The 23,466-nt window shown below is 67.5% G+C and carries 17 protein-coding genes and 1 pseudogene; 6 read left to right on the top strand and 12 right to left on the bottom strand.

Annotated elements, in window-relative coordinates:
- Positions 1-152: 152 nt before the first annotated feature.
- From AB8808_RS01860 to AB8808_RS01845, 4 genes and pseudogenes are all read right to left on the bottom strand, one after another.
- Positions 153-2,513 (bottom strand): annotated as a pseudogene (locus AB8808_RS01860) (ESPR-type extended signal peptide-containing protein); the annotation flags it as partial.
- A gap of 267 nt (positions 2,514-2,780) precedes the next feature.
- Positions 2,781-4,763, bottom strand: coding sequence for a PA domain-containing protein (locus AB8808_RS01855; protein WP_369926263.1), 1,983 nt, complete (start codon positions 4,761-4,763; stop codon positions 2,781-2,783).
- Positions 4,760-5,203, bottom strand: coding sequence for a post-PEP-CTERM-1 domain-containing protein (locus tag AB8808_RS01850; RefSeq protein ID WP_369926261.1), 444 nt, complete (start codon positions 5,201-5,203; stop codon positions 4,760-4,762). Before AB8808_RS01850 ends, AB8808_RS01855 begins: the two co-directional genes overlap by 4 nt.
- A 123-nt stretch (positions 5,204-5,326) precedes the next feature.
- Positions 5,327-7,285, bottom strand: a complete 1,959-nt coding sequence (locus AB8808_RS01845; RefSeq protein ID WP_369926259.1) for a S8 family serine peptidase — start codon at positions 7,283-7,285, stop codon at positions 5,327-5,329.
- A gap of 337 nt (positions 7,286-7,622) precedes the next feature.
- On the opposite strand from AB8808_RS01845, the gene AB8808_RS01840 reads away from it, so the two are divergent.
- Positions 7,623-8,408 carry a TatD family hydrolase gene (locus AB8808_RS01840; protein ID WP_369926257.1) on the top strand — a complete coding sequence of 262 codons (786 nt, stop codon included), beginning with the start codon at positions 7,623-7,625 and terminating at the stop codon, positions 8,406-8,408.
- A gap of 6 nt (positions 8,409-8,414) precedes the next feature.
- Here AB8808_RS01840 and AB8808_RS01835 read toward each other — a convergent pair whose 3' ends face one another.
- Both AB8808_RS01835 and AB8808_RS01830 read right to left on the bottom strand, forming a co-directional pair.
- Positions 8,415-10,073, bottom strand: coding sequence for a Na+/H+ antiporter (locus tag AB8808_RS01835; RefSeq protein ID WP_369926254.1), 1,659 nt, complete (start codon positions 10,071-10,073; stop codon positions 8,415-8,417).
- Positions 10,074-10,100: 27 nt separating this feature from the next.
- Positions 10,101-10,337 (bottom strand): hypothetical protein, encoded by a 237-nt coding sequence (locus AB8808_RS01830; protein WP_369926252.1) that lies wholly within the window; start codon positions 10,335-10,337, stop codon positions 10,101-10,103.
- Between the two features lie 212 nt (positions 10,338-10,549).
- Here AB8808_RS01830 and AB8808_RS01825 point away from each other — a divergent pair, with 212 nt between their 5' ends.
- Positions 10,550-13,672 carry a TonB-dependent receptor gene (locus tag AB8808_RS01825; protein WP_369926250.1) on the top strand — a complete coding sequence of 1,041 codons (3,123 nt, stop codon included), beginning with the start codon at positions 10,550-10,552 and terminating at the stop codon, positions 13,670-13,672.
- Between the two features lie 143 nt (positions 13,673-13,815).
- Here AB8808_RS01825 and AB8808_RS01820 read toward each other — a convergent pair whose 3' ends face one another.
- The 3 genes from AB8808_RS01820 to AB8808_RS01810 form a co-directional block, all read right to left on the bottom strand.
- Complete coding sequence (locus tag AB8808_RS01820; protein ID WP_369926247.1) at positions 13,816-14,685, bottom strand: EamA family transporter; 870 nt, start codon at positions 14,683-14,685, stop codon at positions 13,816-13,818.
- Positions 14,686-14,703: 18 nt separating this feature from the next.
- The gene (locus AB8808_RS01815; protein ID WP_369926245.1) at positions 14,704-15,381 is read right to left on the bottom strand and encodes a hypothetical protein; all 678 of its coding nucleotides are present in this window, start codon (positions 15,379-15,381) and stop codon (positions 14,704-14,706) included.
- Between the two features lie 170 nt (positions 15,382-15,551).
- Positions 15,552-16,337 (bottom strand): AMP nucleosidase, encoded by a 786-nt coding sequence (locus AB8808_RS01810; RefSeq protein ID WP_369926243.1) that lies wholly within the window; start codon positions 16,335-16,337, stop codon positions 15,552-15,554.
- A 193-nt stretch (positions 16,338-16,530) separates the two neighbouring features.
- On the opposite strand from AB8808_RS01810, the gene AB8808_RS01805 reads away from it, so the two are divergent.
- Both AB8808_RS01805 and AB8808_RS01800 read left to right on the top strand, forming a co-directional pair.
- Positions 16,531-17,475 carry a DegV family protein gene (locus AB8808_RS01805; protein WP_369926241.1) on the top strand — a complete coding sequence of 315 codons (945 nt, stop codon included), beginning with the start codon at positions 16,531-16,533 and terminating at the stop codon, positions 17,473-17,475.
- Between the two features lie 2 nt (positions 17,476-17,477).
- Positions 17,478-18,131: a DUF4124 domain-containing protein gene (locus tag AB8808_RS01800; protein ID WP_369926239.1), complete on the top strand. Its 654-nt coding sequence runs from the start codon at positions 17,478-17,480 to the stop codon at positions 18,129-18,131.
- 12 nt (positions 18,132-18,143) lie between these two features.
- Here the strand turns inward: AB8808_RS01800 and AB8808_RS01795 are convergent, their stop codons facing one another.
- Entirely contained in the window at positions 18,144-18,926 is a 783-nt protein-coding gene (locus tag AB8808_RS01795) for an SDR family oxidoreductase (protein WP_285404153.1), read from the bottom strand.
- Positions 18,927-18,972: 46 nt separating this feature from the next.
- Here AB8808_RS01795 and AB8808_RS01790 point away from each other — a divergent pair, with 46 nt between their 5' ends.
- Both AB8808_RS01790 and AB8808_RS01785 read left to right on the top strand, forming a co-directional pair.
- Positions 18,973-19,773, top strand: coding sequence for an ABC transporter ATP-binding protein (locus AB8808_RS01790; protein WP_369926237.1), 801 nt, complete (start codon positions 18,973-18,975; stop codon positions 19,771-19,773).
- 49 nt (positions 19,774-19,822) lie between these two features.
- Complete coding sequence (locus tag AB8808_RS01785; RefSeq protein WP_369926236.1) at positions 19,823-20,038, top strand: hypothetical protein; 216 nt, start codon at positions 19,823-19,825, stop codon at positions 20,036-20,038.
- 3 nt (positions 20,039-20,041) lie between these two features.
- On the opposite strand, the gene sppA is transcribed toward AB8808_RS01785, so the two are convergent.
- On the bottom strand, positions 20,042-21,976 hold the full coding sequence (sppA, locus tag AB8808_RS01780) for a signal peptide peptidase SppA (RefSeq protein WP_369926234.1): 1,935 nt from the start codon (positions 21,974-21,976) through the stop codon (positions 20,042-20,044).
- A 53-nt stretch (positions 21,977-22,029) separates the two neighbouring features.
- Positions 22,030-23,418: an MATE family efflux transporter gene (locus AB8808_RS01775; protein ID WP_369926231.1), complete on the bottom strand. Its 1,389-nt coding sequence runs from the start codon at positions 23,416-23,418 to the stop codon at positions 22,030-22,032.
- Positions 23,419-23,466: the final 48 nt, after the last annotated feature.

Below are 23,466 nucleotides of genomic sequence, written 5' to 3'. Positions count from 1 at the left end.
CCGATCGCCACGCTGCCCGCACCCGACGCGCTGGCGCTGCCACCCACCGCCACCGCACCGGCGCTATACGCCGAGGAACCGTAACCGTTCGCCACCGACAGTTCGCCATCGGCGAACGCCTGCGAACCGGTCGCCGTCGCGCCGGTGCCCGAGGCCTGAGCCAGGAAACCACTGGCCGTGGACTGTTCGCCCTGGGCGAACGCCGCCGTGCCCAGTGCGGTCGCATACGCACCTTCCGCCTGCGCGCTGGCGCCGATCGCCGTGGCGGCCAGGCCGGAGGCCGTCGCCGGTCCCACCGCTTCACCAGTGGAGGTGTACGTGATCAGCGGATTGCCATCCGCGTCCAGCGCCTGCGCACCGATCGCCGTCGTGCCGTTGGCCGAGGCCTGTGCGCCCGAGCCGTAAGCCGCACTGTTCTGGCCCGAGGCCGACGCACCGTAACCGCCGGCCGTGGCGAACGACGCATTGGTGCTGGCACCGCTGCCGATCGCCGACGAGCCGGTGCCCTGGGCGATCGCGCCCTGGCCGACCGCCGTGGCGTAGTCGCCGCTGGCAAGGCTGCCCGCGCCGTAGCCCGACGCACCGGCACCATCGGCGATCGCGCCGTGGCCGTGCGCGCTGGATTCGTCACCGAACGCAGCACTGCCCTCGCCGGTCGCGGTGGAGCCCGCACCGGACGCCTCGGCGTTGGCACCGTAGGCCGCGCTGCCCGCACCCGTGGCAAGGCTGCCGTAACCGCTGGCGGTGGCATTCGCGCCGGTCGCGACGGCACCGCTGCCGAACGCCGTAGCGCCATCGGCCCCGGCAAATGCACCGGAGCCCGCCGCGGTGGCGTAGTTGCCCGAGGCCAGCGCATCGTCCGAGCCGTCGCCGTTGCCGTTCGCTTTGAAGTAATGGCCCGCATCCGCCGTGGCGGTGGACACCGCGTCCAGCTGCCCCTTGTTCACCGCATCGGTGGCTTCCGTGCCCGCGGCGACGTTCGTGATCTGCCGCTCGCTGCCCACGTCGCCGACCGACACCGTGTTGTCGCGTTCCGCCTGCGAGCCGGCGCCCAGGGCCACCGAGTTCTCGCCCAGCGCCCAGGCGTTCGCACCCAGCGCCGTGGCGTTGTTGCCCAGCGCCCAGCTGTTGCTGCCCAGCGCCACCGCGTTTTCCGCCTCCAGCCCGAACAGGCCGAAGCCGGTTTCCGCCGCGTTACCGATCGCCACGCTGCCCGCACCCGACGCGCTGGCGCTGCCACCCACCGCCACCGCACCGGCGCTATACGCCGAGGAACCGTAACCGTTCGCCACCGACAGTTCGCCATCGGCGAACGCCTGCGAACCGGTCGCCGTCGCGCCGGTGCCCGAGGCCTGAGCCAGGAAACCACTGGCCGTGGACTGTTCGCCCTGGGCGAACGCCGCCGTGCCCAGTGCGGTCGCATACGCACCTTCCGCCTGCGCGCTGGCGCCGATCGCCGTGGCGGCCAGGCCGGAGGCCGTCGCCGGTCCCACCGCTTCACCAGTGGAGGTATACGTGATCAACGGCTTCCCGTCGGCATCCAGCGCCTGCGCGCCGATCGCCGTCGTGCCGTTGGCCGAGGCCTGTGCGCCCGAACCGTAAGCCGCGCTGTTCTGGCCCGAGGCGACCGCGCCGTAGCCGGTGGCCGTGGCGAACGCGCCGGTCGAGACTGCACCGGCACCGAACGCGCTGGTACCCGTGCCGTTCGCGAACGCGCCGGAGCCCGAGGCCGTGGCGTAATCGCCGACCGCCTGCGCATCGTCGCTACCGTCACCCGCACCGTTCGCCTTGTAGTAATGGGTGGCGTCGCTGACGCTGTCGGCCAGCGCGGTGACATCGCCCGACACGCCATCGACGCGCTTCGACAGCGTGTCCACGCTGCGGGAGACGCCGGTCACGGTCGTGGACACCTTGTCGAGCTGGCCCTTGTTCACCGCGTCGGTGGCCTGGGTACCGGCGGCGACATTGGTCACCTGCCGCTCCGCACCCGCGCGGCCCACGGACACACTGTTGGCGCGGTTGGCAATGCTGTCGCTGCCGATCGCCACCGCGTTGTTCGAGATGGCGCGGGCGCCACGCCCGATCGCCGTGCTGCCCACCGAGGCGGCGTTGGCGCCCTGCCCCACCGCCGTGCTGTCCACACCCGACGCACGCGTGCCCTGACCGATCGCGGACGAGAAATCACCGGTAGCCTGGGCATCCTGGCCCACGGCGGAACTGGCGGCGCCGCTGGCCTTCGCATCCGTACCGAGCGCAATGCTGAAATCGCCGATCGCCTTCGCGGCCTGGCCGCAGGCGAAAGCGTCGTTGCCCTTGGCGGCCGGTGCCTTGCCCTGCAGGCCCAGCAGGAAGCCGCCGCACACGGTGCCGTTGTCCCTGGCCTGCACGGGCCCGCTGCCCAGCGCCAGCATCACGCCGGCCACCAGCGGCAGCGCCGCCATGGTGGCGCGCAGACGTCGGGAGGCGCCGCCCTTGCCCCTGGCACGGGCCAGTTCCGATGCCACGACCAACATGCCGAGCGATGCGTTCCAAACCTTGCTGTAAATGGTGTTCACGTCACTTTCCTCCCAGATATCCGCCATGCGCGATCGGTGCGCGGGCGCGCTGCGCGCGGCCCGTCGTCCGTCCGTCGTCACATGCCGGACGAGAATGTCCATACGGCCCGACGACAAGCATCGTTCGGCCGTCCATACGTCTTTTTTCGAAGCCCCTTGCCCCGCGTCGCGGGCCCCCTCGTGGAGCGCGACCCCGGCGAACCGGAGCCGCGTTCCGTCACGTCCTCAGAGCGTGTACGCACCCAGGACGGTGACGCCCGAGTACGCCGCTTCGCCCTTCACCGTCAGCGTCCACACGCCAGCGGCCGGCTTGCTCGCCGTGAACGGCTCGCTGTTGCCCGGACGGTTCGGCTGCGCCTTGACCACACCCTTGGGATCGGCCACCGAGATCGACACGTCGCCCGACCCGCCGTAGGTGCGCAGGGTCAGCGTCTTCGCGTTGTCCGGCACCGTGAGCTGGTAGGCCACCGAGGCACCGAGCGCGCCCTTCTGGTTACCCAGCGCGGCGTTGTTGCTCAGCACGATGGCCGAGGGTGCGGTGGCCGGACCCCACGCCGTGTACTGCGCCTGCGTCTGCGCATCGGACAGGCAGGCATTCAGGCTGGACGCCTGCGCCGCCGTGACCAGGCCGTCGCTGGCGAGCTGCGTGGCATAGCCACGTACCGCGGCGCGGTAGTCGCCCACGGTGGCGGCCGCACCGGCGAGGATCTTCGCGTTGGAGATCACGTTGGCACCGATGATCACGCCACCCGGAACGAGTGTCGGGATACCGGTGTCGCAGGTGAGCAGCTTCTGCGAGGTGCGATTGAGGCCCCAGCCGATGTCCTGGAACAGGGCCGGCGTCAGGTCCACGTCGATCTGGCCGACCAGGTCCTGGTTGATCGCGTACTCCATGATCGCGTTCGGCGTGAGGCGGGTGTCGTAGTGCGAGAACGACGAGCCCTGCGCCAGCGTGGTCGGGGCGTAGAGCAACACGTTGCCCTGCGCATCCGCGCCGGCCAGGCCAGTGCCCTGCCCCACGGTACCGGTGAGGCCCGACAGGTTGGCCTTGAGCTTGTTGCCGTCCACCTGGCTGACTGCAATCACCGGAATGGTCACCGGCGAGGCGGGAGTGCCTCCCGGCGTGATCGCGCCGGCCTGGTTGTTGGCGATGAGCACGGCGGTGGCGCCGGCGCCCTGCGCGTTCAGCGTCTTGACGGTGAAGTCGCAGGTGCCGCGATCGATGATGGCGATCTTGCCCGCCAGCGCCGAGGCGTTGGTGATCGCCGTGCAACCGTCGGCCGGTGCGGCCTGCACCAGGCTGCCGGTGAAGTTGGTCGAGGTGGCGGCCGGACCGAAGGCCGCCTGCGAATAGCCGTACTCACCGGCGGCCGCGGCGGGTGCGGTCACCTTGAACACGTTGGGCAGGCCGAGGGCCAGCGGCGCTTCGGCTTTCACCGTCGCTCCGGTGAACACCAGCTTGCCGTCGTCCAGTGCCGCCGTGACGCGCTGCGCGGGCGTCAGGTCGTACCACTTCTTCATCTGCGTATCGTTGTAGACGAAGGACGAATAGATGTCCGGACGGGCCACGCCGTCGTCGCCCACGTAACCGGAACCGGTGGTCAGGCTGTTGAAGCCGGAGAAGCCCAGGCCGTGGGCCATCTCGTGCAGCACGACGTTGAGGAAGTTGATCGAGCCCGCCGGCGTCTTGCCGTCCAGGCCGAAGTACCACTTGGAACCTTCGAGGCATCCGGTCGTGCCGAGCGCACCGTTGAACTGGCTCTGGATATCCGCCTCGCCCGGCGAACCGTCCTCGTGGGTCAGCGCGTCGAACAGCGCGGCGTGGTACCAGGTGTTGCGCACCGCACCCGCCGGCAGCGTGCTGGTGTCGTCGAAGTAATAGATGTTGGTGGTGCCGGACGAACCCAGCACGCCGGAGGTCGCGTCGCACGACAGCGGCTTGAACGTGGCGTTGTTGACGATGGTCACGTCACTTTGCAACACGGCGCCCCAGATGTCCGCGGCGAACAGGTAGACGTTGAGGGCCTGCTTGCCGTACGTGGTACCCGGGTTGCCGCCGACCGGCGAGACGGGCGTCGGATCGTCCAGGCCCTTGCCAGTGCCCGTGTCCTGGTTGACGATCTTGATTTCCGCGGCCTGGGCGACGCCGATGCTGCCGAACAGGCTGGCGGCGGCCAGTGCGGTGAACAGGAGGTTGCGGCGGATCATCGTGTCACCTCCGGTGCGTTCGTCGCGGGTTGCACGCCGTGGTCGTCGTGGTGCACGGCGACGCTGCCGTCGGGCATGCGTTCGGCGACCACGCTATTCATGAGTTCCTGCGGCACGCGCACGGATTTGGCGTGCACGCCGTTGCCGAGGCTGAGCGTGCGGAAGGTGGAACGCGCCTCCGCGGCGGTGCGCGGCTGCGCGCTCAACGAAGTGGCGTTGCCGCCGTTGGCCTGGAAGGCCTTGGCCAGCGAGGCGCGCTCGGCGGCGGTGGGCTCACGCAGTCGACCGGTCGAAGGGTCGATGGCGACCTGTACGCCCTGGACCACGACGGTCTGCGGTGCGGCGGCCGGTGACGTTTCGGCGGCGCTTGCCGCGCCCGCCACGGTGAAGATGCCCGTCAGCACCAGGCCGAGGGCCTGTGCCAGTGTTGGTGAATGCATTGCCGATACCTCCCTAAGACGGCGCCGGGACCCCTCCCTGCACGCCCACCGGCGAAGACCCCCTCGCCAGCGTAAAAAAATCCCCGCAGGGCCGCCGACGCATGACGCGTCGGCGGCCCTGGTTCATGGCGCCGTGAAGCTCGCCTGCACCGTGACGTTGGCGAAATCCTTCACGCCTGCCACCGTGACGTACCAGCTGCCCGCCGCGGGACGGGCGACCGTCACCGCTTCGTTGTTGGTCGACGGCTTGATCGACCGGTAGTCGTAGACACTCGACGACGCGGCCTCACCACCCTTCACGTAGAGCGACACGTCGCCGCTGCCGCCGAAGCTGCGCAAGGCGAGCGAGCGCGCACCCGTGGGCACGTCGATGCGGTAGACCAGCACGCCGTCGGCGCGACCGGCCTGGCCCGGCAGTGCGACGCCGTTGGCCAGCGTCGTGGCGTCACCGCCTGGCTCGCCCGGGTTGTTACCGAGGGCCTCGTTCACTGCGGCGTACGCATCGAGGATGCCGGCGCCGATCGGCTTGTCCGGCGTGGCCGGAAACGCCTGCGCCGTGGCGGTGAGCAACGTGCGGATGGCGGCCGGTGTCGGCGTGGCCAGGCCGGCCGCCTTCGTGGCGGAGAGGATCAGGGCCACGGAACCGGACACGTGCGGCGTGGCCTGCGAGGTCCCCGCCATGCCGCCGTAGCTGGCGGTGGTGGGCTCGTGCGTGCCGTCATTGATCGCCGACCAGATGAAACCCGCCTGCACGGTCGAGCCCGTGGAGCCGTCGTTTGCGTAGATGCCGCCACCGGGTGCGGACAGCGCCACGGTGCTGCCGTAGTTGGAATAGAACGCACGCTTGCCCGAGATGCCGTTGGCGGCCACGGTAAGTGCGCCGGGGCAACTAGCCGGCGAGTAGTTCGCCGCGTCGTCGCCCGAGTTGCCTGCGGCGACGACCACCGTCGTGCCGCGCGACATCGCGGAGGCGATGGCGTCGGAGGTCACCGCATCGGATGCGCAGGAGCCGCCGCCGCCCAGGCTCATGTTGATGACCTGCGCGGGATGGGCATTGTCGGGGACGCCGTCGACATGTCCACCCGAGGCCCAGACGATCGCGTCCGCGATGTCGGAGGTGTAGCCGCCGCAATGACCGAGCACGCGCACCGGCAGCACCTTCGCCTTATAGGCGATGCCGGCCATACCGGTGGCGTTGTTGCTCAGCTCCGCGATCGTTCCGGACACGTGCGTGCCGTGCCAGCTCGAGTCTTCCTGCTGGTCGCCGGCGGAGGGATCGATGCAGCCGCCATTGGCGAGCAGGTACTTGTCCTCGGTGGTCCAGTCGCCGGTGTCCCAGCCGCCGGGTGCGCGCGCATCCGTCGAGCGACCCGACACGAAGCCGTCGGAAATGAAGTCATAGCCCGCATCGGCCAGCGACAGGTCGATGTCGGGATGTTGCGTGATGCCGGTATCCAGCACGGCCACGGTAACGCCCGAACCGTCGGCGAGGTTCCATGCGTTGGCGACGTTGCTGCCGCCGCGGTTGGCGAAGCTGGTGGTGTCGCTGCCGATCTTCTCGGCCGCGCCCGAGGCCGGACGGAAATGCCACTGGTAACGCGCGTAGTACGTATCGTCGACCACCACCGGCGTGACCGCCGTGGCGCGAATGTCGTCGATCTTCTGCATCATCGCGTCGGGCTCGACATGCCGGACCGCGGGATCGGCGGCGATCTGCCGGATCAACGCGTCGGCTTCGCTGCGCGACAGCTTGCGCGAGGTGCGCACGAGATCGGAACCCGTGGCGAGCCTGCGTCCGTAGACGGCCTGCGTAGTGGCAACCTTGCCGGCACGCAGCTGGCTGGTGGTGGTGGCGGTGCGCGAGAGCGCCGCGCCGATCGCCTGCGTGGCGGCGGAGGCGCTGATGCGCTGCGTGGTGCCGTCACGCCAGGTGACGATGAAACGGTCGTAGCCGGTCGGCGCCCGCAGGCTGCTGACATCGAACGTGGCCTGGGGCGCGTTCGTCCCCGCGGCGAAAAGACCGGGCGTAACGCCCAGGAGAAGCGAGGCGACGAGCGTCCCCGCGACGATGCGATTTACCATCTGCACTACCCTCTGCCCGTGGTACTGCTGCAGGCGACCGGTGACCGGCCCCCTTCCCTTTTTCGACGTGTGTGACGACGTCCCCTTGAGACACCTGTTTTGAGATCCTTCTGACGTCCCCTGATGCCCGTCTCCCTGACGGCGTTCGTTGAACCTAACAGTAGGAAAATACGAACGTCAATATTTTGACGACACCTCGATCGGCGCCGGACAGCCGTTGACGGGAAATCCCGCAATTGCCGTGATCGGACGTCCATACATGTTTTAATTCATGGTGTTGCGCGGCAATAACACGCGCACACCGCATTCAAACCCTTGTCCCAAAGCGAACCAATTCATGGACTTGATCGACATCGGCGCCAACCTCACCCACGAATCGTTCCGTCAAGATTTTGACGACGTGCTGGCGCGCGCGACGGCGCACGGGGTGGGTCGGATGGTGGTAACGGGGGCGTCGCGAGAGGGCAGCGAGCACGCACTGGCCCTGGCGAAGGCCAGCGGCGGCCGGCTTTTTGCGACGGCGGGCGTCCATCCGCACCACGCGATCGACTACGACGACGCCACCGACGCGCTGTTGCGCGCCTGGGGCCGGGAGCCGGAAGTTCGTGCGATCGGCGAGACCGGGCTGGACTACAACCGCAATTACTCGCCGCGCGAAGTGCAACGGGAGGTGTTCGAGCGCCAACTTGCGATCGCCGCCGACCTGGGCAAGCCCGTCTTCCTGCACCAGCGGGACGCGCATCACGACTTCCTCGCCACCCTCACGCGCTACCGCGACCGCCTGCCGGCCGCGGTCGTGCATTGCTTCACCGACACGGGCGAGGCACTACGCGACTACCTGGCCCTGGACTGCCACATCGGCATCACCGGCTGGATCTGCGACGAGCGCCGTGGCGCCCACCTGCGTGAGCTGGTCGGGTCGATACCCGCCGACCGCCTCATGCTGGAAACCGATGCCCCCTACCTGCTGCCACGCACGGTGCGCCCGCTGCCGAAGGACCGGCGCAACGAACCGATGTACCTCGCGCACATCCGTGACGAGGTGGCCCGGGACCGTGGCGAGACGCCCGCGGCGCTCACCGCGTCCACTGTGCGTACCAGCGAGCTTTTCTTCGGCCTGTGAACCGGATCAGCCGGCATGCAGGCCGGTCAACGAGGCCTCGGCCAGGTCCACCTCGCGCATCAGGGTACGCAGCGTCTCGTCGTTGATGGCGTGCTTGCGCCGCAGCTCGTAGAGCTCGCGGCGCTCCGCGCGCAACGCGGCCACGCGCATCGCGCGTTCGGTGCCCGCCTCGGCGCGGGCCTTGTGCGGCACATCGCCTTCCTCGCCCGCCGCTTCCAGGCGTTGCTGGTAGTCGCCCATCACGCGCGCGCCGACCCGGGAGGCCAGCGCAATGGCATGCTCGTCACCCTCCTCCGCCACGCGCCGCTGCTCCTGCTCGATGCTGCGCAGCGCCGCTTCGGCGACCAGCGCCCGCGCCTTGCGCTCCTCGCGCACGCGTGGGTCTTCGCCGGGAATCTTCAGCCCCTTCACCAGCCACGGCAGGCCGATGGCGCCGAGCACCAGCGTGCTGAGGATGACCCCCGAGGCGAGGAAGACCATCAGGTCGCGTGTGGGAAACGCCACACCCACGTCTTTCATCAGCGGCAGCGACAGCACGCCCGCCAGGGTGATCGCCCCGCGCACGCCGGCCAGCGCGGTGGTCCAGATCAGGCGCGTGCCGACCTTCGGCCGCTTCTCGCCACGGTGCAGTGCCCGCATGAACACGAAGCGCAGCGACACCCACACCCAGAGGAAGCGCAGCACCACCAGGGCTAGCGTGATGGCCAGCACATAGGTAATCAGGTACCAGAGGGGGCCGCCACCCGCCTGCGCGATGTCGACCTTGGCACCGCCGACGATGGCCGGCAGCTGCAGGCCGAGCAGCAGGAAGATCATGCCGTTGAAGACGAACTCCACCATCGACCACACGGCAAAGTTCTGCATGCGCGTCGCCACATAGCCGCCCTTGAGCACGTCGGTGTAGTTCATGGTCATGCCCGCCGCCACGGCCGCGAGGATGCCCGACGCACCGAAATGCTCCGCCAGCAGGTAGGCGGCGAACGGCAGCAGGAGCAGCAAGGCCACCTGGGCGGCCGGGTCCACCTCGCCGCTCCAGCGCACCAGCCGGCGGCGGAACAGACCGAAGCCGACACCGACGAGCAGACCCGCGGCGATACCCCCCAGCGCCATGACGACGAAGTCGCCCGCGGCGGACACCAGCGAGAACCTGCCGGTGAGCTCCGCGGCCACGGCAAACTGCAGGGCGACCAGCCCCGAGGCGTCGTTGAGCAGCGCCTCGCCCGACAGGATGTGCATCAGCCGCGAGGGCATGGGCGACTGGCCGCTGATCGAGGTGACCGCCACGGCATCGGTCGGCGAGAGCACGGCGGCGAGAGCGAACGCCACGGCGAGGGGCACGGTGGGAATCATCCAGTGGACGAAGTAGCCCACCCCGACGATGGTGAAGAACACCAGCCCGATGGCCAGGGCGAGGATCGGCCCGCGCAGCAGGAACAACTCCCGCTTGGGGATGCGCCAGCCGTCCGCGAACAGCAGAGGCGGAATGAACAGCAGGAAGAACAGCTCGTGGTCGAACTCCACGTGCATGCCGAACGGGCGGGCCAGCAAGGCACCCAGCGCGATCTGAATGAGCGGCAGCGGTAGCCGGACGGGCAGGATGCGCACGATCGCCCCGGACAGCGCGATGACCAGGAGCAGTACGAGGATGGTGATGACGAGTGACATCCGGGGAAACTAGCGATGGGACACACATCAGGCAAGGCCGTCGTCGCCGGCTTGAAAGCCTTCTGAAAGGTAGGGAAGCCCCGCAAGCCATGCGCAGGAACCTTCTTCCATGAAATTTTCTTTATCGCCGAGCGCTCGCGCATCGCGTGTTCTTGCGGCTGGAACCGGGATACGGGGCCACGTAACGCCAATCGGCCCATCCGACGGCAGCGACTGATCCATGCGATCGGGGCGCAGGCAAGTGGCGCAAGGAAATCCGTTCATGCAAATCGCCTTGAGTGCATACGTCGCCGCGACTTAGCTTCGGCCTGCTTGTTGCGGTTTCGTTAACCACGCACGCGGCGCTTCGACGCGGAGGATGTCGACGCCAACAAGGGGGCCCGGACGGCCATACGTTTTCGTCACGACACCGCGACCGCCTTCTGCCGACGGCGGCGCGACTTTGAACCAATGGGCCTGTGGCCGGGGAGATCTACATGCAGTTGCGTCATTCATCGGACCGCGCACGGCGGCGTTCGCTTTCGTTGTCCATTGCCGTCGGGCTCGGAATCGTCAGTGCCGCGTCGTTCGCGCAAAGCACTGTGGGCGGTGTGTACGGTACGGCCGATGCCGGCGCCCAGATCACCGCTACCAACAAGGGCAACGGCCTCAGCCGCAGCGCCACCGCCGGAAGCGACGGCCGCTTCAATATTTCGTCGCTGCCGCCGGGCGACTACAAGATCACGTCCGTCAAGGGTGGCCAGAACACGACCCAGACCGTCACCGTCGTGGCGGGCCAGGGCTTCAACCTGAACCTTGTCGCGCCCGCATCGAACGCAGCCGCCGGCGGCCCGCAAGATCTGACCACGGTGTCGGTGACCGCCAACGCGCTGCCGCCGATCGACATCACGTCCAGCCAGACGAACACGGTGATGACGGCCGAGCAGATCAAGCAGCTGCCGCTGGCACGCAACCAGACCGCCGTGGCGCTGCTGGCCCCGGGTGCGACCAAGGGTGACAGCGCGTTCGGCAACCTGGCGTCGTTTGGCGGTGCCTCCGTGGCCGAGAACAGCTACTACGTCAACGGTTTCAACGTCACCAATTTCTTCCAGAGCCTGACCTACGCGCAGGTGCCGTTCGAGGCCATCGACCAGGAGGAGATCCAGGACGGCGGCTACGGCGCCGAATACGGCAACTCCACCGGCGGCGTGATCTCGGTCAACACCAAGCGCGGCACCAACGAGTGGAAGGGCGGCGTCGACTACACCTGGAATCCGTACCAGCTGCAGGCCAACCAGCCCAACATCTACCTGCAGAATGGATCGCTGCTGCAGAACAACCGCCACAACAGCAACTATGTGGTGGGCAACAACGGCAGTGGCAACGCCACCGATTTCGGCCAGCGCTGGAACGCCTGGCTGGGCGGCCCGTTGATCAAGGATAAGCTGTTCATGTTCGCCCTGGTGGGCGGCACGCGCACGGCGGACGAGCACTACGGCGACTCCACCGGTGGTGGCAGCTTCAACAAGACGACCCTCAAGGACCCGCGCTACCTGGTCAAGCTGGACTGGAACATCAACGAGAACAACATCCTCGAGTACACCGGCTTCAGCGACACCAGCACGGAACAGCAAAGCATCTACGGCTACAACTACGACGACAACGGCCAGCCCCATCGCGGCGACTACCTCGGTCAGCAGTACGACAAGACCGGCGGCATGAACAACATCCTGAAGTACACCAGCTACATCACGGACGACTTCACGGTGTCGGCGCAGTACGGCAAGAGCACCAACCGTCGCGTCGAACGCGCGACCACGGCGGACGGCACGCTCGAGCAGTACGACGGCAACATCTTCGACGCCGTGAACTCCCCGGGTTGCCCGGTGATCGTGGACCAGCGCAATCCGGTGGTCGCCGGCTCCGCCTCTGCGGCACCGCACTGCTCGTTCACATCGGCAGGCGAGCTGACCACGCCCAACGGCGAGGACAAGCGCAACGCCGGTCGCATCGATTTCGAATACCACCTCGGCGATCACGACCTGAAGGCCGGCTGGGCACGCGATCACTTCACGACCGACACGGGTACGGCTTACGAGGGTGGCTCGACCTATACCTACCAGCCGATTCCCGCTTCGATCCTGGGCTACGATGCGACGCTCAACCCGTCGGACAACGTCGTCAAGCAGGCCGTGTTCGCGACGGGTGCCAAGGTCGGCATCACGCAGAAGTCGTACTACCTGCAGGACAACTGGCACGTCACCGACAATTTCGTCGCCCGCATCGGCGTGCGCAACGATGGTTTCAACAACACCAACAGCCTCGGGCAGACCTACGTCAGCCAGATCCACAGCTGGCAGCCGCGCCTGGGCTTCTCGTGGGATGTCCACGGCGACTCCTCGCTGAAGGTTTACGGCAGCGCGGGCGACTACTCGCTGCCGCTGGACGGCAACGTGGCGTTGCGTGGTGCGGCAGCCTCGCTCTACCAGATCAACTATTTCAGCTACACGGGCATCGATCCGACCACCGGGGCGCCGACCGGGCTGGGCCCGGTGCCGGCCGCCTACGCGGCAGCCAATCCGGCGCGCGCCGTGACGCAGTACTCCAACGGTGAAGCCGGCGTCGTGCCCAACCCGGGCGCCGTGGCCACCAAGGACCTGAAGCCGTTCAAGCAGCGCGAGTTCATCCTCGGTGCGCAGCAGCAGGTAGCCGACTGGACGTTCGGCGCGAAGGCGATCTACCGGAAGATCCTGACCGGCATCGACGACTCGTGCGACTTCCGCCCGATCGCCGCGGCGGCCAATGCGCAGTACGGCCTCAACCTCGACACCACCAACCTGTCGCCCTCCGCGACCAATGTGCCGGGTTGCTACATCTTCAATCCTGGCAGTTCCGTCACCCTGCGCACGCCCGTGGATGCCACCGGCACGCTGTACGACATCCATCTGCCCGGCGCCGTCGTGGGTGAGCCGAAGTACAAGCGCTCGTACATGGCGATGCAGCTGACCGCCGAGCGCAACTTCGACAACACCTGGTACATGAAGGCGTCGTACGTCTGGTCGCACACCCGCGGCAATTCGGAAGGCGGCGTGGACTCGGCGAATGGCCAGGCGGACACCGGCACGACCGAGCTGTTCGACTACCCGGAGATCATGGCCGGCACCAACGGCTACCTGCCCAACGACCGCAAGCACACGTTCAAGATCTACGGCGCATGGCAGATCTCGCCGCAGTTCCTGGTCGGTGCAAACGCGCTGCTGCAGACCGGTCGCCCGGAAAACTGCTACGGCCTGAACCCGATCGACGGCACCATCGGCGGTTATGGCGGCGGTGCGTACCTCTACTGCAACGGCTTCGTAGTGCAGCGCGGCTCGGTGGGGCGCACGCCGACCTACTGGAACATCGACCTGAATGCGGCCTACAAGCCCGACTGGGCCAAGGGCCTGACCATTTCGGCCAACGTGTTCAATATCTTCAACAAGCAGCACACGGCGACGATCAACGAAGTAGGCGAAGACAACAACGGCAACTCGTTGTCCGGCACCACGTACAAGATCCCGACCAGCTTCCAGCAGCCGCGCTACGTGCAGCTGTCGGCCGAGTACGACTTCTCGCTCTAAGCACCACGACAAGAAGACAAGGCGCGCGCCACCCTACATGGCGCGCCACCTTGCAAACCTCCCCGAATCGCCGTCCGCTCCCACGGGCGGCTTTTTTTCGCCCCGGCCTCACCGCTGCCTGTAGGAGCGGACGATGTCCGCGATCACCGCACCCGACGCCCCCACCTAGGCGCAAGCACAAACACGATCACCCCACAAAGCATCACCCCCACACCACCCCACACACCCGGCGCAAAATGCTCGTCAAACACCAGCCACGACGTGGCGATACCCGACACGGGAACCAGCAACGACAGTGGCGCCACCGTGGCCGCCGGATAGATCTTCATCAACGTATTCCAGACGAAATAGCCGAAGATTGTCGTGACATAGGCCTGGAAAAGGATCGATCCGACCGCGGCCAGCGTGACGCCATGGCTCAGCGCGACGAAGGGCGCGGCACCCCGCACCCAGGCGGTCAGCAGCAACAGCGCCGGCGCGGCGAAGGCACTCGACCAGACGATGAAGGCCAGCATGTCCGCCGGCTTGTACCGCTTCACCAGCAGATTGCAGACACTCCAGCTGAGTGCGGCGAGTAGCACCAGCAGTGCGCCGCGCACGGTGGCAGCACCCTGCGTGTAGCCGATGACCAGCAGCAGGCCACCCACGGCGAGGACCATCCCGACGACCTGCGGCCGACGGATCCGCTCGTCGAAAACCAACGCACTCAACAGCAAAGTGAAGAACGCGGCGAACTGCAGCACCAGTGACGATAGCCCCGGCGACATCCCTTGAGACATGGCAAGGTTCACAACAAACCATAGCCCCACACCGAACAGTACGCCGTAGCCAGCCACCGCAGCCAGCGGCACGTTCGCCGGCCGGCGAAGGAAGAAGATCAGCGGCAGGGCGGTCATGAGGAACCGCAGCGCCGTGAGCAGGAAGGGATCGAGATCGCGAAGACCGACTTCGATCACGGAGAAGTTGCTGCCCCAGATCATGGTAACCAGCACCCCGAGCAGCAGATCGCGCATGCGCATCGTCAAAGTCCTTCAGGCAGGTGCCACACCGTCGTAGACGAAATCGTCAAAAGATGCGTGACGCCATGTATCGCCACGCACGTAATAATTGAGGACCACGGAGATTTTCTGTTCGCTCACCGTCGGCTCGCAATCATGAAGCACCTCCCTGCCTTTCATCACCAGGAGGGTACCGGCGCGGGCATGGATGGTCCGTCGCTCCACCCACGCGCCCCGCGAAGGATGCGCGCGCGGTATCTGCATGCGCAGCGGCGCCTCGCGGTTGTCCGTCAGGAAGAGCAGTACCGTGATGCCGTTGGTGTCGTAGTGTTCGCCCAACGTGCCGCCGCCCGGCGGGTAGACCTTGATATTGACGTCCGACCGGGGATAAGGAGAGAGAACTGCCTCCTGGCTGCTCACTGCAGCAACCAGGGGCAGAATCGCCCTATAGACGGTCATCAATTCCGGCAAGTGGCGGCGTACGTCGTCGCCCTCGAAGATGTGATGAAGATAGCGACCCCCTGTATCCGAGACGGCATCGGTGCCCCGCCCTTCGTGATCCACGAGCTTCACTTGGCCTGCGTCGATGAGTGTATTGATCCGCTCGACCAGCAGTGCGCACTGGGCCGCGTCCATGATCCCGTCCAGTGTCGTGGCGTAGTCGTAATGATACTCACGCACGTGATCGTCCAGCCGAAATGCCTGACTCATTGCATTGCCCCCATGAAAGGAAGCGGGAACGCTAGGACCCGGCCGAGGCGAGCGATATAGAAGAATTCTGAGTTCGAGGGGTACCCGCGTGAAACGTGACGCGCGCCACATTCTCGGCGGAACGCCGGCATTTCGATGGCCGGCGCCGCGCCCCTGGGCCTTACCTCACGTCAGTCCGCTTCATCCTCGAAGCGCAGGTGCTTCACGCTGCGCCCGTGCCGACGCACGAGTTTCAGGGCCTCGATGCCCACCTTGATATGCCGGTCGACGAAGTTGGCCGTGACCGCCGCGTCGCTGGATTCGGTCTTCACGCCTTCCGGAATCATGGGCTGGTCGGAGACGAGCAGCAGTGCGCCGCAGGGAATGTGGTTGGCGAAGCCGGCGGCGAAGATGGTGGCCGTCTCCATGTCGATGGCCATGCTGCGCGTGCGCCGCAGGTAATCCTTGAAGGCTTCGTCGTGTTCCCATACGCGGCGGTTGGTGGTGAACACGGTGCCGGTCCAGTAGTCGTGCCCCAGGTCGCGGATCATCGTCGATACCGCGCGTTGCAGCTGGAACGCCGGCAGGGCCGGCACCTCGGGCAAGAGGTAATCGTTGGAGGTGCCTTCGCCGCGGATGGCCGCAATGGGCAGGATCAGGTCGCCGATGGCATTCTTGCGCTTCAGTCCACCGCACTTGCCCAGGAACAGCACGGCCTCCGGCTCGATCACGCTGAGCAGGTCCATGATGGTCGCGGCATTGGGGCTGCCCATGCCGAAGTTGATCAGGGTGATGCCGTCGGCCGTGGCGTTGGGCATGGCGCGGTCGCGACCGCGCACTTCCACGCCGTGATCGGTGGCGAAGCGCTCCACGTAGTGGCCGAAGTTGGTCAGCAGGATGTGCCTGCCGAAGGCCTCCAGGGGGGTGCCCGTGTAGCGGGGCAGCCAGTTGGAGACGATCTCGTTCTTGGTTTTCATGCGGAATCCGGTTGCGCGTGCGCCGGCGGCGAAGGCCACCTTCACGTTCCGACGGCGCGGTTACCGGCGACGCCACGCCGGCGGAGTGCCAAATTCAATCGGCGGAGTGTAGCATCCGGCCCAGCGGAGGACATGGGACGCAGCGGGCGTTTCGGGCACCGCGAGGCTTTGCGGCCGTGGATGGAGGGTGCCGATGCGAATCGGAGTGGCGATCGATGCGGCCTGCGACGTGCCGCGTGAATTCATCGAGCACAACGGCATCGCGGTCATGCCCGTTACGGTGAAGGTGGACGGCCAGCGATTCAAGGACGACCGCGACCCCGACGAGATCCGGCGCTTCCTCGACCAGAAGCTGGGCAGTCGCAGCCATTCGGCGGAAACCGAGGCCAGCTCGGTCGAGGACGTGCAAAACCTGGTGCTCGACCACATGGTGGCCCAGTTCGACTGCGTGGTCTGTCTGACCATCATGGCCACGCGCAGCCCGATCCACGACAACGTGATCAAGGCCAGCTTCGCCATCCTCAAGAACTACCGGCCCATTCGCGAGGCCGCGGGGCAGACGGGGCCGTTCCTGATGCGCGTCGTGGACACGCGCAACATCTTCGCCGGTTCCGGCCCGGCCATCGCCGAGACCCTGCGCATGATCCGCGCCGGCAAATCGCCCGCCGAGGTACGCGAGCGCGCTGCGCACATCTCCGACTGCTCGTACGGCTACATGCTGCCGCGCGATCTCAACTACCTGCGCTCGCGTGCGCGCAGCAAGGGCGATCGCAGCGTCAGCTTCCTGACCTCGATGCTCGGCACCGCCCTGGATATCAAGCCCATCCTGCGCGCGCACCGTGGCGAGACCGGCCCGGTGGGCAAGGTGCGGGGATTCGAACACGGTGCGCAGTCGCTGTTCGAGTACGCGTCACGCCGCGTGCAGGCCGGACTCCTGGTGCCGTCGTTATCGCTGAGTTACGGCGGCGACCTGGACGACATGCGCAACCTGCCCGGCTACCACCCGCTCACCCGTGTCTGCGGCGACGCCGGTGTCGAGATCCTCGAAAGCCCGATGAGCATCACCGGCATGGTCAACGTCGGCGAAGGCGCGATGACGCTCGGCCTGGCCGGCGAAGACCACGTCGCCGAGTTCTGACCGTGCACGGCAGGCACATCGTCCTCGTCGCCCTGGCCATGCTGGCCAGCGGCGCCACGCGCACGGAGACGGTCTACAAGTGCATGGCATCCGGCCAGGTCATCTACCAGCAGACCCCGTGTCCGAAGTCCCAGCAGCAACAGACGATCCGGCTGGCCGATCCCGCACCGGCGGCCACGCGTAGCGTAGCCGCGCCGGTAGACATGCCCCCGGACGGTGAGACGGCACAGGCACCGGATGCCGCGGCGCCCACGATGCCCGGCGCGCCGCCGCCCCGCCTCTACGGCTGCATCCGCGCCACGGACGGCACGCCGTACACGCGGCCGGATGGCAACACCGAGCCCTACCTCGCGCCGTCGGGTGTGGTGGGCGACTTCGGCGGCACCCTCGGCGAGGCTTACAGCGGCCGCAATGCCGCCATCGCCTCGGCGCCGGAGCTCAATCGTGGCAGGGGCAGCGTCGGCGTGCTCACCAATACCAACTACATCTGGGTGCAGGACACCTGCCGTCGCCTGAGCGTGGACGAGACCTGCCGTGTGCTGCACGACGAGGCGGATGCCAACCGCAAGGCGTTGCGCAACGCCTTCAAGAGCGACCGCCCGCCGCTGGAAGCGAAAGATGCCGCGCTGAGCCGGCAACTGGCGGGCTGCGGCTGATCGCCCGCGCGATCAGAAACCGTAACGCAGGAACCCGCCGTCCACCGCGACGATCTCGCCGGTGACGTAGCTGGAGGCCGGCAGGCAGAGGAAGGCCACCGCACCGGCGACCTCTTCGGGTTCACCGATCCGGCCCATGGGCGTGCGATCGAGCACCTCCTCGAGGTATTCCGTGTCGGCCAGTGCGGGCTCGCTGCGCTGCGTGCGGATGTACCACGGCGCCACGGCGTTCACCCGGATACCGTCCTCGGCCCATTCGACGGCCAGGTTGCGGGTCATCTGGTGCAGCGCGGCCTTGGTCATGCCATAGGGGGAACCCGTACGCACGTGTGTCATGCCGGACACCGAGCCGACGTTGACGATGGCCGCATTGGCATGCTGGATCAGGTGCGGGTAAGCGGCCCGGCTCATCTCGAAGGCGGAGAAGACATTCAGTTCGAACAAAGCGCGGTATTCGTCGGCTTCGTAGTCGAGCGTGGCACGTGGCGTGTTGCCGCCGACATTGTTGACCAGGATGGAAAGATCCACGTCGAGGTCCACCACCCAGTCGAACACGGCGAGGCGGTCTTCCTGCTCGGCAAGGTCGGCCGCCATGCCCAGGATCTCGACATCGGGACACTCGTCGGCCAGTTCGTCGCGTACTTCCTGCAGGACCAGTTCGTCACGGGCGACCAGCAACACGTCGGCGCCGAGTGCGGCCAGTTCGCGCGCGCAGGCATAACCGATGCCCTTGCTCGCGCCGGTGACGAGTGCGGTGCGCCCGTCGAGGCGCCAGCTGGAAAGTCGTGGATGCATGAAAGGTCTCCGTCGTTGAGCGCATCCTACAAGGTATGCTCCAGGGATGGACGTCCAGACTCCCCTGCTCTCGATCGACCGGGCCACCGTCGTGCGCGACGGTCGGACACTGCTCGATGCGCTGTCGCTGGTCATCGCCGAAGGGCAGCACACGGCCATCCTCGGGCCCAACGGCTCGGGCAAGTCCACCCTGGTGAAGCTGATCGAGCGCCGTCTCTATCCGCTGGTGCATGCGGATCGTTCGCCCGTCGTGCAGGTCTTCGGTCGCGACCGCTGGAACGTGGCCGAGCTGCGCCGCCTGGTCGGCGTAGTATCCGCGGACCTGCGCCGCGAGTTCGAGGCATCCAGCGACACGGCGATGGATGCCGTGCTTTCCGGCTTCTTCGCCGCGACGACGCTGGGCCTCGACCACGAGGTGAGCCACACGATGCGCGAAGGCGCCACCGAGGCCTTGCGGCGCGTCGGCGCGACTCATCTCGCCGACCGTGACGTCGGCACTCTCTCCACCGGCGAGGCCCGCCGTGTGCTGATCGCGCGGGCACTCGTGCACCGCCCCCGCGCCTTGCTGCTGGACGAGCCCAGCGCCGGACTGGACCCCGGCACACGGCGGCGCTTCGTCGAACTGTTGCGCCAACTGGCCCGCGAGGGCACCACCCTGGTGCTGGTCACCCACCACGTCGAGGAAATCGTGCCGGAGATCGAGCAGATAGTGATGCTGCGAGACGGCGCACTGTTCGCCCGGGGCCCGAAAGCGGCGCTGCTGACGGACACACAGCTTTCGGCGTTGTTCGACTGGCCCATCGAAGTGCAGTGCACCGGTGGATTCTACGGCGCGCGATTGCGCTGATGCGCCCTGCGCGCGAGACTCGGAGGCATTCCTCGAGGAGGTGCCCACCATGATCCGTGCAGCGTTACCCGTATCGATCGCGCTTGCCTGCGCAGCATGCTCCAAGCCGCCTACGCCCGCGCAGGAACCGCCGGCGCCCCAGGCACGCGTGCAGACGCCATGGGACTCACTCGAGGCGCAGAAGAAAAAAGCCCAGGACGTGCAGAACACGGTGGACGCCCAGGCCAAGGCCCAGGACGCCGCACTCCGCGCACAAGAGCAATAAGCCTTACCGCGGCGAGCAGAAGCAGTAGGCGTAGACGTTGGGCTTACCCGCCTGCGCCGTGCGGAACAAGGCGAACTCCGGCGCCAGCTTCGGCAGCATCGCTACCCACGACGGCAGGCGTACGCCCCACGACATCGCCACGCGCGCCTCGGTGCTGTCGCCCACGTTGGTCAGGAAACGCTCGAACGCGCCCATCGGTTTCTCGGCGTAACGCACGTGGACATCCTTGCCCAGGTGGGCTTCCTGCGCCGCATCGCGGATCGCATCGTCGAGGTTGCCCAGCTTGTCGACCAGGCCGCGTTCCAGCGCCTGCTGGCCGGTCCAGACGCGGCCCTGCGCAATGGCGTCGATGGACGCGAAGTCCTTGCCGCGCGCCTTCGCCACGTTGCCGACGAAATCGCGGTAGCCCTTGTCGATGATGCTCTGGATCAGCACGCCGACGTTCGGGTCCAGCGGACGGGTGACGTCGAACGCGCCGGCCAGCGGACCGGTCGCCACGCCGTCGCTCTTCACGCCCAGCTTGGCCAGGGTGTCGGGCACGGAGAAGAACATGCCGAAGATGCCGATGGAGCCGGTGATGGTGTTGGGCTCGGCATAGATGCGGTTGGCATTCATGGAGATCCAGTAGCCGCCGCTGGCGGCCACGTCGCCCATGGACACCACCACGGGAATGCCCGCGGCGCGGGTGAGTTCGACCTCACGGCGGATCTGCTCGGCGGCATACACCTCACCACCGGGCGAGTTCACGCGCAGCACCAGTGCCTTCGTGCGGCCGTCGTTACGCACGCTGCGGATGAGCGCGGCCGTGGAGTCGCCACCGATTGAACCCTGCGCCTGCTTGCCGCCGGTGATCTCGCCTTCGGCGACCACCACCGTGACGCCGTCGCCCGTCGCCAGCATGTCCGCGTTGGACAGGCCGCGATCGGCCAGGTAGCCACTCAGGTCCACCTGGCGGAAACCCTGTTCCTTCTTGCCGGCCGGCACGCCCTGCTTGCGCAGCATCTGCACGAACTGCTGCTCGGTGGCGATGCCGTCGACGAGTTTTTCCTCGACGGCCAGGTCGGCCAGGCTGCCCTTGGCATCGCGCACGCGATCGGCCAGGTTGTCCACGTCGGCGCGCAGCGCGGCGGGATCGAGGTGACGGCGGGCCGCCACCTCGTCGATCCACGTGGACCAGAGGCCGCCGAGCCAGAAGGCGTCGGCTTCCTTCGATTCCGGCGAGGCGTGATCGAGGATGAAAGGCTCCGCCGCGCTCTTGAACTGGCCGACGCGGAACAGGTGCACCTGCACCCCCAGGCGGTCGAGGAGGTCCTTGTAGAACAGGCGGTAATTGGCTAGGCCCGTGGCCATGACGCCACCCTGCGGGTCGATGTAGACCTTGTCCGCATGCGAGGCGAGGTAGTACTGGCTCTGGTCCAGGCTGACACCCCACGCGAGCACCGGCTTGCCGGTGGCGCGGAAGCGATCCAGCGCGGCGCCCACCTCGCGCAGCGAGGCGAAGCCGCCGGCCTGCAGGCGGTCCGCACGCAGCACGATGCGGGTCACGTGCGCGTCCTTCGCGGCGGCGTCGATGGCGCGCACCATGTCGCGCACCTGCACCTGCTTCACCGCGTCGCCCGACATGCGGCCCAGCGCGCGCGACAGCGGATCGGCGCTGTACTGCTCGACCAGGGCGCCCTCGGGCGCCAGCACCAGCACCGTCTGGTCGGTGACCCGGGCACCGCGGCTGCCGACGAACAGGCCCAGCAGCACCAGTGCCAGCAGGCCGAAGAAGAACACGTTGATGACGATCAGCCGGGTGAGGTTGATACCCCGGCCCAGCTTGCGCATGAAGCGGCCGAAACCGCCGCCGCGACGCGGCGCCGCCGGCGGTACCGGTGGGACCGTCTGGGGGCGATCGGGCAGGGGCGGGGGCACGGCGTCGTAGCGATCCGACATCTAAGTGGCTTCCTTGATGATGGTGTGCAGCGTAGCGCGTCGGGTCGTCGGCATCACGTGTGGAAAGACACGGGCGCCACGTTGTCGGGATCGTCGCGCCAGCGGGCCCGGGCGCTGCTGCGCCAGAACCGCGCGAACAGCAACACGGCGGCCATGCTCAGCCCGGCGATCAGGCCCATCCACATGCCGCGGGCGCCCAGCTGGTGGGGAAACGCCAGCCACCAGCCGATGGGCATGCCCACCCCCCAATAGGCGAACAGGGTGATGACCATCGGCACCCGGGTGTCCTTGAGGCCGCGCAGTGCGCCGTTGGAGGCGACCTGGATGCCGTCGGAAAACTGGAACAGACCCGCCAGGACGAGCAGCTGCGAGGCCATGGCGATCACCGCGGGATCGCCCGTGTAGAGGCGCGCGATGGGGCCGGGCAGGAGCAGCATGATGCCGGACGATACGCATTGCGTGACCAGCACCAGCACGATGCCGGACATGCCCGCGTAGCGCACCCCGACGGCATCCCCCCGACCGGCGGCGTTGCCGACCCGCACCGTGATCGCCATGGACAGGCCCAGCGGGATCATGAAGGCCACCGAGGCCACGTTGAGGGCCACATGGTGGCCGGCCGTGACCGTTTCGCCCAGCCGTCCGATCAGCAGGGCCACGGCGACGAACAACCCCGCCTCCATCAGCAGGGTGACGGCCATGGGCACGCCGATGTGCAGCAGCTGGGCGATCTGCCGACGGTCCGGCGGGGCCATCCGCTGGCGGAGGTTGAGGTCGCGGTAGTTGCGGTGGCGGAACACGTAGATGCCGAAGCCGATGGTTTCCAGCCAGAGCACGATCGCCGTGGCGATACCGCTGCCGCGGGCGCCCATCGGCGGGATGCCGAGCTTGCCGTACATCAGCACGTAACCCAGCGGCGCCAGCACCAGCAGGCCGCCGAAGCTGAAGTACATGGAGGGACGGGGCATGGAAAGCCCCTCGGACAGCCCGCGCAGGGCGAAATAGGTGGTGAGCGCCGGCGCCGCGAAGCAGATCGCGTGCAGGAAGGCACGCACGTCCGCCCGCATGGACTCGACCACGCCGAACACGTCCATCAGCGGCGAGGCGTGCCACACCGCCACGGCCAGCAGCAGGCCGAGCGCCCAGGCGATGTACAGCGCCTGATGGAACACCGCGCCCACCTCGCCGCGACGCCCTGCCCCGTCGAGCTGGGCGACCGTGGGTGGCACGGCCATCATGGTGCCGATGCCGGTGACGATCGCCAGCACCCAGATATTGGCGCCCGTGACCACGGACGCCTGCGTATGCGCACCCTGGTGCCCGGCAAGCACGGCGTCGACGACGTTGGTGCCGATGGCGGAAAGCTGCGCGGCGATCATCGGCAGGGCCAACCGGACGGTGGCGCCGATCTCGCGACGGGCGCGGGCACGGTCGAGGGACATGGGAGGGCAATGACGTGTGGGCCGTCCATTGTAGCGTTCCCCGTGCGA

The organism is Xanthomonas sp. NCPPB 2632 (assembly GCF_041228075.2).
Taxonomy (GTDB): Bacteria; Pseudomonadota; Gammaproteobacteria; order Xanthomonadales; family Rhodanobacteraceae; genus Luteibacter.
Note: the sequence above shows the minus strand (reverse complement) of the source record. Positions and strands in the feature narration are given on the sequence as shown.